Genomic DNA, 13,869 nt, shown 5'->3' on the forward strand with positions numbered 1-13,869 from the left:
GCCCTCCCCCAGCGCGTTCGGCGGAGTGTTTGAGGTGGCTGCGATGCGGGTTCCCGTCGCCACGAGCTCGCCCAACAGTCGCGTCATGATCCTGGTGTCGCCGGGATCATCAAGCTCGAACTCATCAATACAGATAACGGATGCGCCCTTGAGAGCCTTGACGGTGTCCGCATATCCGAGAGCACCAACGAGCGCGGTGTACTCAATGAAGGTGCCGAAGTACTTGCGGCCCTTGGCGAGATGCCAGAGCGACGCAAGAAGGTGAGTCTTGCCCACACCGAAGCCGCCATCGAGGTAGATGCCCGGCTTCGCCGCTGGCTCTGCCTTCCTGCGCGAGAAGAACCCCCCGGACTTGACGCCAGGGCCGGTGATGAAGTTGCGAATAGCTGCGACGGCAGCGCCCTGGGAGGGGAAATCCCGATCGGGTCGATAGTTATCGAGCGAAGCGGCCAGAAACTGGCGCGGCGGCACGAGATGAGCCACCATCTCAGCGCCCGTGAGGCGGTCATCGCGATCCCGAAGACTCGGATACGCCGGGGTTGCCGCTGTGTCGTGCTGAACAGTCAAGGAAGGCCTGTCTTCTCATCGTGCATCTCGCCGAGCGACGAGCGACGAGCGACTCGAACTCTTACGGCCGCGATGTAACACGGTCGGCGGAACGCCTACAGTCTTGAGGGGAGGCTCCCATATTAACCCGCGCCAGCTGCGGGGAATCACCGCCGCGTCATTCAGGAGGACACGATGAGCGTTCAGGTAGACACCTCTGACAAGTTTGCCGAGTATGCGCACCCGGAACGCCTCGTGAGCACTCAGTGGCTCGCCGAGCACGTGGGAGAGCCAGGGCTCGTCGTTGTCGAATCCGACGAAGACGTGCTGCTCTACGAAACCGGTCACATTCCGGGCGCGGTCAAGATCGACTGGCACACGGACCTCAACGACCCCGTCGAGCGCGATTACATCGATGGAGAAGCGTTCGCCAAGCTGATGCGCGACAAGGGCATCAGCCGCGATAGCACTGTCGTGATTTATGGCGACAAGAGCAATTGGTGGGCCGCCTACGCACTCTGGGTTTTCTCGCTCTTCGGACACAAAGATGTGCGCCTTCTCGACGGGGGCCGCGCCAAGTGGCAAGCGGAGGGCCGAGAGTTCACTACCGAGGAGACCATCAGCGAGCCCACCGACTATCCCGTCGTCGAGCGCGAAGATTCGGGCATCCGTGCCTTCAAAGACGATGTTCTCGCCCACTTGGGCAAGCCGCTCATTGATGTGCGCTCCCCCGAGGAGTACAGCGGTGAGCGAACCACCGCCCCCGCCTATCCCGAAGAGGGCACGCTGCGCGCCGGCCATATTCCGACGGCCCAGAGCATCCCCTGGGGCAAGGCAGCAGCGGAGGATGGCACCTTTCGTCCGCGCTCCGAGTTGGATGCCCTCTACCGGGATGGTGCCGGCATCAACGACGGCGACGACGTGATCGCGTATTGCCGAATCGGCGAGCGGTCGAGCCACACCTGGTTTGTCTTGACCCACCTTCTCGGTCTCGATTCCGTGCGCAACTACGACGGCTCGTGGACCGAATGGGGTTCCGCAGTTCGGGTGCCTATCGTCACCGGCACGGAACCCGGGACCGCGCGCTCCCGATAACCGCCACCCTCTCCCCCCTCGCTGCGACTACGAGAAGCCACAGCCCGAAGTGAGACAATAGCGACGATGAACGCCGATACTCTTCCCCCTGCGCTCGCCGAGATCCGTGACGAGTTTCTCGCCCTTGAGCAGAAGGAACGCCTGCTCCTCCTCCTGGAGTTTTCGAACGAGCTGCCTGACCTGCCCGCACGATATTCCGAGCATCCTGATCTGCTCGAGCGCGTTGAAGAGTGCCAGGCGCCCGTCTATCTCTTCACCGAGGTCGATGACGACAGCGTCGTCCACCTTTTTGTCACGGCTCCCCCGGAAGCCCCAACCACCCGCGGCTTCGCCTCAATCCTCGTTCAGGGGCTCGAGGGCCTCACCGTGGAGGAGGTCCTCGCCGTGCCGGATGACTACCCCAACACGATCGGGCTCGCTGCGGCGATCAGCCCTCTTCGGTTGCGAGGCATGTCAGCCCTCCTCGGCAGGGCCAAACGCCAAGTGCGCGAGCGCCGGGACTCAAGCGCAGGAGCTGGCTCAGCCCACTAGCGAACGCCGCTTGTAGACCGGATCCATTCGGCGATCCGTGCAGTCCACGCGTCTGGATCACGGTTCCAAATCCGCGTGTGCCCCGCGTGCTCGATTGCGGGGAACGTAACGATATCCGGACGGGCTGCCGCGAGTGCCGCCGACGCCGTCGGTGGCACATAGGTATCTCCCGTGCTGTGCAGGAGCAGGATCGGCCTGGTCAGCTCCCTAGCGCGACTCACAAAGTTGAGTCGCTCAAAGTCGATGGGGGCAGACTGCCCCGTCACTAGCCGACCCCATGGACGGGCAAGGGCGCCAAAGACGATGACTCGAAGAAATCGAGGAACACGAAACAGATCTGCCTGGTGCTCCAGCTCGGTCACCCAGTCCACCACCGGCGAATCGAGGACCATTCCGACAACCTTCTCGGCATGACGGGAGCGAGTGACGGTCTGCAGCACGACGGCTCCGCCCATCGACCATCCCATCAAGATGATGCGGGACGCACCGCGAGCGACGGCGTAATCCAGGGCGGCGTCGACGTCCCTCCATTCGGTGTCTCCCAGGGACGACCTTCCGTCGTCACTCGCCGGCGCTATGCCGTCGTTGCGATAGGAAACGAGCAGGCTGGTAAAGCCGGCGTCACGAAACACGGGCACCGCCCTGATGCACTCCCTGCGGTCAACTCCTCGGCCGTGCACTTGGATCACCCAGTGCGATCCAGGAGTGCCGCCGTCGTTACCCGCCTCCGGCCCGGGATCGATGCGCCAGGCTGGCGCTGGCCCGAATACGGTGGCAATCTCAACATCCTCCACGGCCCATCCGAGCTCCGCAGGATCGCGATAGAACCAACTCGAGAATCTGCAGTGGTCGCCGGGGACGGGCGCGCCTTCGTCAATCGAGATAATCCGCCGAGTCACGGACCGTGGACCTAGGCGCACGATCTCACCGACCTTGAGATAGCCGGCGTCTTTCCCAAACCAGACGCCGAACTTTCCGTCGAAAACTGAGTTGGCGTGCACCGTGAACGAGATTAAGCCAGCATCTCGATCGATGGACAAGATGCGGATGTCGTTGTTGGGGCGGCGAGGCGGCGTCACGATCAACCGGGCAAAGACCAGGGCGAAAACTGCCGCAATCGCGGCAGCGGCAGTTGCCGTACTTGATGCAGCAATGGCGAGCCGCGCCCACCCTCGATACTGCCGTGCGGCGTGCCTTCGTGAATCCGTCATCGTGAAACTTTAGTCTTCACATGTGCCCACCACTGACGCAGAGTCGATCCCGAGTCCATTCGCGGCCGCTGTCGACTCAGTGCGTCGTGCGCAGCTGAGATCGGAACTCACGGTCTCCGACCTCCCTGCGCCCACTTCGGTGGCACCGTTCTCTTTTGCTCTCTCCGCAGATGTGCTTCCCGCTCGTCACGACGAAGACTCCGAGCTAGGCACCGGGCGATTCGTACTTTTTTACGATCCCAGCGAGCCAGAGGCCTGGGGCGGCGCGTTTCGCGTCGTCTGTTTTGTGCAGGCTCCTCTTGAGACCGACATCGGCATCGATCCATTCCTTGCCGATGTCGCATGGTCGTGGCTGATCGACGCGCTCGATGCCCGTGGTGCGAAGTACCTCAACCCGTCCGGCACTGCGACAAAGATTCTCTCCACCGGCTATGGGAGCCTTGCAGACCAGGGCGATGGGGCCCAGATTGAGCTTCGGGCGTCGTGGACGCCAGCAGAAAACGACGTGGCGAGCCACGTTGAAGGATGGGGAGAATTGTTGTGCATGTTAGCCGGGCTTCCGCCCGCAGAGGGAGTGAGCTCACTCTCGACCAGACGGGGAAATCGTGACCGCTGACGACAAACCGACGTACCGGGTTATCGACAATCGCGAGGAGTACCTGAGCGCCGTCGAGAGAATCGCGGCCGGCGAAGGTCCCATCGCGGTGGATGCTGAGCGGGCATCCGGATACCGGTATTCCCAGCGTGCTTACCTCATCCAGGTCTTTCGCCGAGGAGCAGGCACCTTCTTGTTTGACCCTCCTGCTGTGGGGAGCTTCGCCGAGCTCAACGAGGCGATCAAATCCACAGAGTGGGTCTTTCACGCTGCGAGCCAAGATCTCGATTGTCTGCGCGAGGTCGGACTCGACCCGCAGCTCATTTTTGACACGGAACTCGGCGCCCGTCTCGCAGGTCTCCCCCGTGTCGGCCTCGGCACGGTGGTCGAGTCGCTTCTCGGTGTGCACCTCGCAAAAGAGCATTCGGCAGCGGATTGGTCAACACGACCCCTGCCCGACTCCTGGCTTGTCTACGCCGCATTGGACGTCGAACTGCTGATCGACCTGAGGGATGCCGTCGCGGCCCTGCTCGAGGAGCAGGGCAAATCAGAGATCGCTCGGCAGGAGTTCGCCGACGTTTTGACGAGGATTGCACGCCCCAGCTCTCGCGGCGAGGGCTGGCGACGCCTCTCTGGAGTGCACTCGGTCAGGGGCGGGCGCAACCTCGCCGTTGCGAAAGAACTCTGGGAAGCCAGGGATGCGTTCGCGCGCGAGACGGATATCGCTCCCGGCCGCCTTGTCCCCGATTCGAGTCTTGTGGCCGTAGCGAAAGCGCTCCCTGCCAACAAGCGAGAGCTCGCGGCCATAAAGGAGTTCACGGGTCGCGCGAGCCGAAGCGAACTGGGCCGATGGTGGGATGCCGTCGAGGTAGGGCTTGCTGCCACCGAGTTGCCCAGCCTGAGAACGCCGGGTGGAGACACTCTGCCGCCCGTCAAGGCGTGGTCCGATCGCAATCCGGATGCGGATCGCCGACTCAAGGGCGCGAAGGCGGCAATGACGGAACTCGCAGAAGAGCTAACGATCCCCCTCGAGAACGTGCTGACCCCGGTGATCCTGCGCGAAATCAGCTGGGATGCTCCCGATCCGCTTACGGAGGAGGGCGTCGCTGCTTCTCTCGCACAGCTGGGAGCGCGTCCGTGGCAGATTGAAGCTTCTGCACACATCATCCACCAAGCCTTTGTGGAAGCCATGCAAGAGCCCGAGCAGGCTGACGAGACCCCTTCGTAGGAACTAGCAAAGGATTCCTGGCCCATTTTCGGCCCCTCTAGGATCGGGAAGGACCTGATACGTAGGAGGCATTGTGGCCGAGAGTCAAGAAGTCGTGTTCGTGGATGGGGTCCGCACCCCGTTCGGTCGAGCAGGCGAAAAGGGCATGTACTGGAACACCCGTGCGGACGATCTCGTCGTTAAAGCGATGATCGCCCTTTTGGAGCGCAACCCACAGCTGCCCAAAGACCGCATCGACGACGTCGCCATCGCGGCGACTACGCAGACGGGAGACCAGGGTCTGACGCTCGGCAGGAGCGCCGCGATCCTCGCCGGACTGCCCCAGAGCGTGCCCGGATTCGCTATCGACCGCATGTGTGCCGGTGCTATGACGGCAGTAACCGCACTCTCTGGCGGAATCGCCTTCGGCGCGTACGACGTTGTCATCGCCGGCGGTGTCGAGCACATGGGTCATCACCCCATGGGGCAGGGGGTTGACCCCAACCCCCGGTTCGTCGCCGAGAAGCTTGTTAACGCTGAGGCGCTCAACATGGGAAACACCGCTGAGCGCATCCACGACCGTTTTCCCGAGCTGACGAAGGAGCGTGCCGACCGGTTCGCCCTGGGAAGCCAGAAGAAGTTCGCTGCCGCAGTCGCTGCCGGAAAGATCCAGCCGGACCTGGTCCCCATCGCCATCAAGACGGCAAACGGGTGGGGCCTCGCGACCCTGGATGAGGCTCCGCGGCCCGAAACGACTCTTGAGGGCCTCGCTGGCTTGAAGACTCCGTTCCGTCCGCATGGCCGCGTTACGGCCGGTAACTCTTCCGGGCTCAACGATGGCGCGACGGTCGGACTGCTCGCAAGCGCTGCTGCCGCCAAAGAACTGGGACTCACTCCTCGGATGAAGCTCGTGAGCTTCGCCTATGCGGGCGTCGAACCCGAAATCATGGGAATCGGCCCCGTGCCGTCGACGGAGAAGGCCCTGAAGAAGGCCGGACTCACGATTGACGACATCGGTCTCTTCGAACTCAACGAGGCCTTCGCCGTTCAGGTGCTCTCGCTGCTCGACCATTTCGGCATCGCCGACGATGACCCGCGGGTCAACCCGTGGGGCGGAGCAATCGCCGTCGGGCACCCGCTTGCCTCTTCTGGGGTTCGCCTCATGATCCAGCTCGCCCGTCAGTTCGAGGAGCACCCGGAGGTGCGCTACGGCCTCACGGCGATGTGCGTTGGCCTCGGCCAGGGTGGATCCGTCATCTGGGAGAACCCCAACTACACCGGAAAGAAGAAGTAAATGTCGACAGACTTCACCGAGCTTCGCGAACTCTCCACCGACGAGGTCGTGACGCACTCTCTCGTCTCCGACGTTCCTCTTTCTCAGGGTCGCGTTCTTGCCTTGATCACGCTCGACAACGGACGGGATCACACGAGGCCGAACACGTTCGGACCGCTCGGCCTCATTGAACTGGGCGAAGTCCTGGATGAGCAGAAAGCGCGGGCTGCACGCGGGGAGATCGCGGGCGTCGCCATCACGGGCAAGCAGTACATCCTCGCGGCCGGCGCAGACCTCAGCAAAGTGGGCGAGATCCCGAGCCGCTCCGCGGCGAAGCAACTTGCTCAGCTGGGTCACGCTACCTTCGCCAAACTTGACGAGCTCGGTGTGCCGTCGTTCGTGTTCATCAACGGTCTGGCGCTCGGCGGCGGCCTTGAAGTCGCTCTCAACGCCAACTACCGCACGGTCGACCGCTCGGGAGCAGGCATCGCCCTGCCTGAGGTCTTTCTTGGCCTCATTCCCGGGTGGGGAGGAGCCTGGCTCCTGCCAAACCTCATTGGCATCGAGAACGCCCTCAAGGTCGTTATCGAGAACCCACTCAAGAACAACACGATGCTCAAGCCGCAGCAGGCTTTCGAGATGGGCATTGCCGACGCGATGTTCGAGCCCGCCAACTTCTTAGAAGAGTCGGTGAAGTGGGCCGATGGCGTGCTTAAGGGGTCCATCAAGGTCAAACGGCCCAACGAGCCCGGCAAGATCGAGCGCGCGGTCAAGTGGGATATCGCAATTGGTATTGCCGAGAAGATGCTCAAGAGCCGCATCGGAACGGTTGCAAAGTCGCCTTACGCGGCACTTGAGCTGCTCAAGGCGGCCAAGAACACCGACAAGAAGACCGGCTTCGCTGCAGAGGATGAGAAGCTCTCTGAGCTCATCGCAGGAGACCAGTTCGTGGCGAGCATCTACGCCTTCAACCTCGTGCAGAAGCGGGGCAAGCGCCCGGCTGGCGCACCAGACAAGGCGCTCGCCAAGCCCGTCACCAAGATCGGTGTCGTCGGAGCCGGCCTCATGGCTCAGCAGTTCGCATTGCTGTTCGTGCGCCGCCTCAAGGTTCCCGTGGTGATCACCGACATCTCGCAGGAGCAGATCGACAAGGGCCTGGGATACATCCACGGCGAGCTCGACAAGCTACTCGCCAAGGGAAAGCTGTCCCAGGACGATGCGAACCGCCTCAAGGCGCTCGTCTCTGGCACCACGGACAAGGCAGACTTCGCGGACGCCGACTGGATCATCGAAGCGATCTACGAGAACCTCGAGGCAAAGCAGGACGTATTCGCCGAGATCGAGAAGTACGCTTCTGACACAGCCGTGCTCGCCACGAATACGTCGTCCCTCTCGGTGGAGCAGATCGGCGCTAAGCTCGCTCACCCCGAGCGGCTCGTCGGCTTTCACTTCTTCAACCCCGTTGCAGTAATGCCCCTCATCGAGGTCGTTAAGACGCCGCAAACCGACGATGAGACGCTCAGCACCGCAATGGTTGTCGCCAAGAAGCTGTTCAAGACTGCGGTCATTACGGCAGACACCCCAGGGTTTGTCGTCAACCGAGTCCTCGCAAAGGTGTTGGGTGAGGCGATGCACGCTGTCGACACCGGAACCCCGTTCGAGGTTGTCAATACGGCAAGCGCGCCACTCGGCCTGCCGATGACTCCGTTCGAGCTGCTCGAACTCGTTGGTCTGAAGGTCGGCGCTCATGTGCTCGATACGCACCATGCAGCGTTCCCTGACCGCTTCTTCGAGAGCCGTAATCTGCACTCCCTTGCGGAGCACGGGCGCATCTTTGAGCGGGACGGCAAGGGCAAGATCAAGGGCTTCGACAAGAAGGCTGTCGAGATTGTCTCTGGCGGCACTACGCCGATGACCGCCGACGAGCTGCTGCGCCGCCTTGAGGACGGATTGGCAGACGAGATCAAGCGGATGCTCGATGACGGTGTCGTCGCGGCAGCAGAAGATATCGACCTCTGCATGCTGCTGGGCGCCGGGTGGCCGTTCCAGATGGGCGGCGTAACGCCCTACCTTGACCGGGTTGGTGCTTCGCAGAGAGCCTTTGGTGGAACGTTCCACACACCCATGCTTCGCGGGGTCGGCAACAGCTAGACGAGCTTCACTAACAAGAAGGGCCCGGGAGAAATCCCGGGCCCTTCTTTAGTTCTCGGCGCTGCTTGGTTCTCGGCGCTTGTTAGCTCTCGGCGTCGACCTGGTCCTGGGGCGCAGGCTCACGCTCCTGGCGTGCGACAGGGATCTTGCTGCCGAGCACCTGAGCAACGACGTCCCTCGCGATCTTCTGGGGGGTGAGCCCCACCTGCTCCATAATCTGGGCGCGAGTGCCGTGATCGAGAAACTCATCAGGTAGACCGAGCTCGGTGACGGCAGTGTCTACTCCTGCAGCGCGCATGTCCTGCCGGAGCCGCGTGCCGATACCAGCAACCCGTACTCCGTCCTCGATCGAGATGACGAGGCGGTGTTCCGCGGAAAGTTCGATCACGCTCGTGGGAATCGGCACCACCCAACGGGGGTCCACGACCGTCGCGCCAATGCCCTGCTGTGCAAGCCGGTCTGCGACGGCGAGACCGAGCTCTGCCATCGGGCCAACGGTCATGATCAGGACGTCTTTAGTCTCAGCCTCGCGCAAAATGTCGACGCCGTCGCCCGTTCGACGAACCGCAGCGATCTCCGCCCCAACGGTTCCCTTCGAGAACCTCACGATCGTGGGGCCATCCTCAACCGCTACCGCCTCACCCAGCTCCTCGCGCAAGCGAGTCGCATCACGCGGAGCCGCAATGCGGATGCCAGGAACAACCTGAAAAACGGCCAGGTCCCACATGCCGTGGTGGCTGGGCCCGTCGGGGCCCGTAACGCCAGCGCGGTCGAGCACGAACGTAACGCCGGCCTTATGCAGCGCAACATCCATCAGGACTTGGTCGAACGCTCGGTTCAAGAAGGTCGCATAGACAGCAACCACCGGATGCAGTCCGCCATAAGCGAGTCCGGCCGCTGAAGTCGCGGCGTGCTGCTCGGCGATTCCGACATCGAGGACCCGGTCCGGGAACCTATTGGCCATCTTGTGGAGACCCACGGGGCGAAGCATGGCCCCCGTAATACCCACTAGCCGCGGATTTGATTCTGCGAGAGAAACGATCTCGTCAGCAAAAACCGAAGTCCACGACGCCGCACCGGCAACCTCGACCGACTCCCCTGTCTCAGAGTCGATCTGCCCTACTGCGTGGAACTGGTCTGCCTCGTCCGCAAGCGCGGGTTCAAAGCCCTTACCCTTCTGGGTGATGACGTGAACAATCACCGGCGCTGAATAGGCCTTGGCCTGGGACAACGCTTTTTCGAGGGCGACCAGGTCGTGGCCGTCGATCGGCCCGAGGTACTTGATATCGAGGTTCGAATAGAGCGCTTCGTTATTGGTAAAGCGACTCAAAAAACCGTGGAGTCCGCCGCGCACGCCGCGGTAGAACGCCCGGGCGGGCGCACCAAGCCGATCAAAGAGCTGACGGCTGCCGACATGAAGCGTTCGATACGTGCTTCGAGTGCGCACATCGTTGAGGAAGCGCGCCATCCCGCCGATAGTCGGCGCGTAGGATCGGCCGTTGTCATTGACGACGATAACGAGGTTGCGGGTGTTGTCGTAGCTGATGTTGTTCAGCGCTTCCCACGTCATACCGCCCGTGAGAGCGCCATCGCCGACGACCACGGCGACATGGCGGTCATCCTGGCCCGACATCTCGAAGGCGCGGGAGACCCCATCCGCCCACGACAGCGAGCTCGACGCGTGCGAGCTCTCAACGACGTCGTGCTCGGATTCGGATCGCTGCGGGTAACCGGCAATGCCGCCCCGCTGCCGGAGTCCGCTGAAGTCTTGTCGCCCTGTGAGCAGCTTGTGCACATAGGACTGGTGACCCGTGTCGAAAATGATCGGGTCGTTTGGGGAGTGGAACACGCGGTGCAGCGCAATGGTTAGTTCTACGACACCAAGATTTGGTCCCAGGTGCCCACCGGTCTTCGACACTTGCGTGATAAGAAAACGACGGACCTCCTCCGCCAGCTGCGAGAGCTGAGCGGAGGAGAGTCCGTCGAGATCACGAGGACCGTGAATGGTCTCGAGAAGGCTCATTTGACCAAGCTTAGACGAGGCTCCTGAGCACGTACTGCAGGATTCCGCCATTGCGGTAATAGTCGGCCTCGCCCGGCGTGTCGATGCGAACGATCGCATCGAACTCGACCGGCTGCTTGCCCTCGGGAGAGTGCTCGCTCGGCACAGCCACGACCTTGACGGTCTTGGGCGTGCGGCCCTCGTTGAGCTCGGTCAGGCCAGAGATGCTGATGACCTCGGTGCCGTCGAGCCCCAACGAATCTGCACTCTGTCCCGCGGGGAACTGCAGCGGCACTACGCCCATGCCGATGAGGTTAGAGCGGTGAATTCGCTCGAACGACTCCGTGATGACCGCCTTGACGCCGAGGAGGCTGGTGCCCTTTGCCGCCCAGTCGCGTGACGAACCAGAGCCGTATTCCTTGCCGCCCAGGATGACGAGCGGGGTGCCCTGCTCCTGGTACTTCTGCGACGCGTCGTAGATGAACGACTGGGGAGCATCCGCCTGCGTGAAGTCGCGGGTGTAACCACCCTCGACGTCGTTGAGAAGCTGGTTGCGGAGACGGATGTTCGCGAACGTTCCGCGAATCATGACCTCGTGGTTGCCACGACGCGAGCCGTAGGAGTTGAAGTCCTTGCGGTCAACCCCATGCTCCACGAGGTACTGGCCTGCGGGGCTGTCACCCTTGATCGAACCGGCGGGGCTGATGTGGTCGGTCGTAACCGAGTCGCCCAGCTTTGCGAGAACGCGAGCTCCCGTGATGTCAACGACCGGGGTCGTCTCCATGGTCATTCCGTCAAAGTACGGGGGCTTGCGGACGTAGGTGGACTCGGGAGCCCACTCGAACGTTGCACCCGCGGGGGTGGGGAGCGAACGCCACCGCTCGTCACCCTCAAACACCGATGCGTACTCGTGGTTGAACATTTCGGTGTCGATCGAGCTGTCGATCGTGGCCTGAACCTCGGCAGCGTCGGGCCAGATGTCCTTGAGGAACACCTCGTTGCCGTCGTTGTCGGTGCCGAGCGAATCTGATTCGAAGTCGAAGTTCATCGACCCTGCCAGGGCATAGGCGATCACAAGCGGCGGGCTTGCGAGGTAGTTCATCTTGACGTCGGGGTTGATGCGACCCTCGAAGTTACGGTTACCCGAGAGAACTGCGGTTACGGCAAGGTCATTGTCGTTGATCGCAGCGGAGATCTCTTCGGCCAGCGGGCCGGAGTTACCGATACACGTGGTGCAGCCGTAACCGACCGTGTAGAAGCCGAGTGCTTCGAGGTCGTCGGTGAGCCCAGCCTTCGCGTAGTAGTCGGTGACAACCTTCGAACCGGGGGCAAGCGTGGTCTTGACCCACGGCTTGGCCTTGAGGCCCTTCTTCGCCGCGTTGCGGGCCAGAAGACCAGCGGCCAGCATGACGGACGGGTTCGACGTGTTGGTGCACGAGGTGATGGCCGCGATGGTCACAGCACCGTGGTCGAGAACGAAGTTCTCCCCGTTCTCCAGCGACACCGAGGTCGGCTTTGACGCCGTCGACGGGGCATGGCTGCTGTGAACGTGGAAGTGCTGGCTCTCGGCGCTCTCGGGGCTGTTTCCGGGCGGGTCCGATGCGGGGAACGACTCCGCGATTTCAAGGTCAACAAGGTCGTGTTCTACCGACGCGTAGTTGTTGAGGTCCTTCTCGAACTGGGCCTTGGCCGAGCTGAGCTCGATGCGGTCCTGAGGACGCTTCGGTCCCGCGATCGAGGGAACAACCGTCGACAGGTCGAGTTCGAGGTACTCGCTGAATGCGGGCTCGACCGAGGGGTCGTGCCACAGCTTCTGGAGCTTGGAGTAAGCCTCCACCAGCGCGACCTGCTCGTCGCTGCGGCCCGTAAGACGCAGGTAGTCGAGGGTGACGTCGTCGATGGGGAACATCGCCGCAGTGGAACCGAACTCGGGGCTCATGTTGCCGATCGTGGCGCGGTTGGCCAGCGGCACTGCGCCGACGCCCTCACCGTAGAACTCGACGAACTTGCCGACCACGCCGTGCTTGCGCAGGATGTCGGTGATCGTGAGGACAACGTCGGTAGCCGTAACACCAGCGGGGATGCTCCCCGTGAGCTTGAAACCGACAACCTTGGGGATGAGCATGGATACGGGCTGGCCGAGCATGGCCGCCTCAGCCTCGATGCCGCCAACGCCCCATCCGAGTACGCCGAGGCCGTTGACCATCGTCGTGTGGGAGTCGGTTCCAACGCAGGTGTCGGGGTAAGCGCGAAGGGCGCCATCGACGGTGCGGGTGTAGGTGACCTTGGCGAGGTGCTCGATGTTCACCTGGTGCACGATGCCGGTTCCCGGGGGAACAACCTTGAAGTCTTCGAATGCGGTCTGGCCCCAGCGCAGGAACTGGTATCGCTCTCCGTTGCGCTCGTACTCGATCTCGACGTTGCGCTCGAGTGCGTCTGCGCTGCCGAACAGGTCAGCAATGACGGAGTGGTCGATGACGAGCTCTGCCGGTGAAAGCGGGTTGACCTTCTCGGGGTCGCCGCCGAGGTCGGCAACAGCCTCGCGCATGGTCGCAAGGTCCACGATGCAGGGAACGCCGGTGAAGTCCTGCATGACCACGCGGGCCGGGGTGAACTGGATCTCGGTGTCGGGCTCTGCCGTGGGGTCCCACGATCCGAGCGCTTCGATCTGCTCCTTGGTGACGTTCGCACCATCTTCGGTGCGGAGCAAGTTTTCGAGGAGCACCTTCAAGCTGAAGGGAAGCTTCTCGTGGCCGGCGACCGTGTCGAGACGGAACACCTCGTAGTCGGTGGATCCGACCGAGAGCGTGTCCCGGGATCCGAAACTGTTTACTGACGACATGGTGTCGACTCCCTTTGCTGAGCTATGTCCGGCGTGCCTGCGTCCGCCGCTTTTCGGTGGCAATCTTTGCGCTCTGTGCCCGCCATTACTAGCAAGGCAAACCTAAGTCGGCCTGCATCGGCCGGCGGTGAGCTGCACGCAGAAATTTATCTTGATGTCGAGATAAATATACCACGGTGGGCACGCTCAACCGTGCCCCCACACCGGGTGATCGCACCAGGAGTTTGCGCGAATTAGGGCGAAACTCCCACGCTCGGCTCCGCCGCTGGCCGCGTGAACGCTGCGCGCACAAGAAGCCACGTAACCCAGAGCATCGCGGCATAGAGCGGAACACCCATGATGAGCTTCGCTCCCCCAAGAAGCTCCGGTTCTCCCGCGAAGTACAGCGGGGCTTGCACGAGCAGTCGTGCGGCAAA

Annotated in this window: 11 protein-coding genes; 6 read left to right on the forward strand and 5 right to left on the reverse strand. The window is 62.5% G+C overall.

Going from position 1 to position 13,869, the window contains the following annotated elements; translation table 11 throughout:
* Positions 1 to 567 (reverse strand): AFG1/ZapE family ATPase (gene zapE / locus AC062T_RS03915; RefSeq protein ID WP_476027585.1); only part of this gene is annotated, 567 nt, incomplete at its 3' end.
* Between the two features lie 174 nt (positions 568 to 741).
* Here zapE and AC062T_RS03920 point away from each other — a divergent pair.
* Positions 742 to 1,641, forward strand: a complete 900-nt coding sequence (locus tag AC062T_RS03920; RefSeq protein WP_476027588.1) for a sulfurtransferase — start codon at positions 742 to 744, stop codon at positions 1,639 to 1,641.
* A 66-nt stretch (positions 1,642 to 1,707) separates the two neighbouring features.
* Entirely contained in the window at positions 1,708 to 2,172 is a 465-nt protein-coding gene (locus tag AC062T_RS03925; protein WP_476027590.1) for a SufE family protein, read from the forward strand.
* Here the strand turns inward: AC062T_RS03925 and AC062T_RS03930 are convergent.
* Entirely contained in the window at positions 2,169 to 3,383 is a 1,215-nt protein-coding gene (locus AC062T_RS03930; protein ID WP_476027592.1) for an alpha/beta hydrolase family protein, read from the reverse strand. The genes AC062T_RS03925 and AC062T_RS03930 overlap by 4 nt on opposite strands.
* Positions 3,384 to 3,405: 22 nt before the next feature.
* On the opposite strand from AC062T_RS03930, the gene AC062T_RS03935 reads away from it, so the two are divergent.
* The 4 genes from AC062T_RS03935 to AC062T_RS03950 all read left to right on the forward strand — a co-directional run bounded on the left by AC062T_RS03935 (position 3,406) and on the right by AC062T_RS03950 (position 8,609).
* Entirely contained in the window at positions 3,406 to 3,999 is a 594-nt protein-coding gene (locus AC062T_RS03935) for a DUF3000 domain-containing protein (protein ID WP_476027594.1), read from the forward strand.
* Positions 3,989 to 5,206, forward strand: a complete 1,218-nt coding sequence (locus AC062T_RS03940; protein WP_476027596.1) for a ribonuclease D — start codon at positions 3,989 to 3,991, stop codon at positions 5,204 to 5,206. Before AC062T_RS03935 ends, AC062T_RS03940 begins: the two co-directional genes overlap by 11 nt.
* 73 nt (positions 5,207 to 5,279) lie before the next feature.
* The gene (locus tag AC062T_RS03945; protein WP_476027598.1) at positions 5,280 to 6,479 is read left to right on the forward strand and encodes a thiolase family protein; all 1,200 of its coding nucleotides are present in this window, start codon (positions 5,280 to 5,282) and stop codon (positions 6,477 to 6,479) included.
* Positions 6,480 to 8,609, forward strand: coding sequence for a 3-hydroxyacyl-CoA dehydrogenase NAD-binding domain-containing protein (locus tag AC062T_RS03950; protein WP_476027600.1), 2,130 nt, complete (start codon positions 6,480 to 6,482; stop codon positions 8,607 to 8,609). It abuts the gene before it with no gap.
* Positions 8,610 to 8,691: 82 nt separating this feature from the next.
* On the opposite strand, the gene dxs is transcribed toward AC062T_RS03950, so the two are convergent.
* The 3 genes from dxs to AC062T_RS03965 all read right to left on the reverse strand — a co-directional run.
* Positions 8,692 to 10,632 carry a 1-deoxy-D-xylulose-5-phosphate synthase gene (gene dxs / locus AC062T_RS03955; protein WP_476027602.1) on the reverse strand — a complete coding sequence of 647 codons (1,941 nt, stop codon included), beginning with the start codon at positions 10,630 to 10,632 and terminating at the stop codon, positions 8,692 to 8,694.
* A gap of 10 nt (positions 10,633 to 10,642) precedes the next feature.
* Positions 10,643 to 13,453 carry an aconitate hydratase AcnA gene (acnA, locus tag AC062T_RS03960; protein ID WP_476027603.1) on the reverse strand — a complete coding sequence of 937 codons (2,811 nt, stop codon included), beginning with the start codon at positions 13,451 to 13,453 and terminating at the stop codon, positions 10,643 to 10,645.
* 233 nt (positions 13,454 to 13,686) lie between these two features.
* A partial coding sequence (locus AC062T_RS03965) for a DUF3159 domain-containing protein (protein ID WP_476027605.1) occupies positions 13,687 to 13,869 on the reverse strand: 183 nt, incomplete at its 5' end.

Source organism: Homoserinimonas sp. (assembly GCF_056262345.1).

Coding starts and splice junctions, on each gene's coding strand:
- AC062T_RS03920 (WP_476027588.1), top strand. CDS start 742: ATGAGCGTTCAGGTAGACACCTCTGACAAGTTTGCCGAGTATGCGCAC.
- AC062T_RS03925 (WP_476027590.1), top strand. CDS start 1,708: ATGAACGCCGATACTCTTCCCCCTGCGCTCGCCGAGATCCGTGACGAG.
- AC062T_RS03930 (WP_476027592.1), bottom strand. CDS start 3,383: ATGACGGATTCACGAAGGCACGCCGCACGGCAGTATCGAGGGTGGGCG.
- AC062T_RS03950 (WP_476027600.1), top strand. CDS start 6,480: ATGTCGACAGACTTCACCGAGCTTCGCGAACTCTCCACCGACGAGGTC.
- dxs (WP_476027602.1), bottom strand. CDS start 10,632: ATGAGCCTTCTCGAGACCATTCACGGTCCTCGTGATCTCGACGGACTC.
- acnA (WP_476027603.1), bottom strand. CDS start 13,453: ATGTCGTCAGTAAACAGTTTCGGATCCCGGGACACGCTCTCGGTCGGA.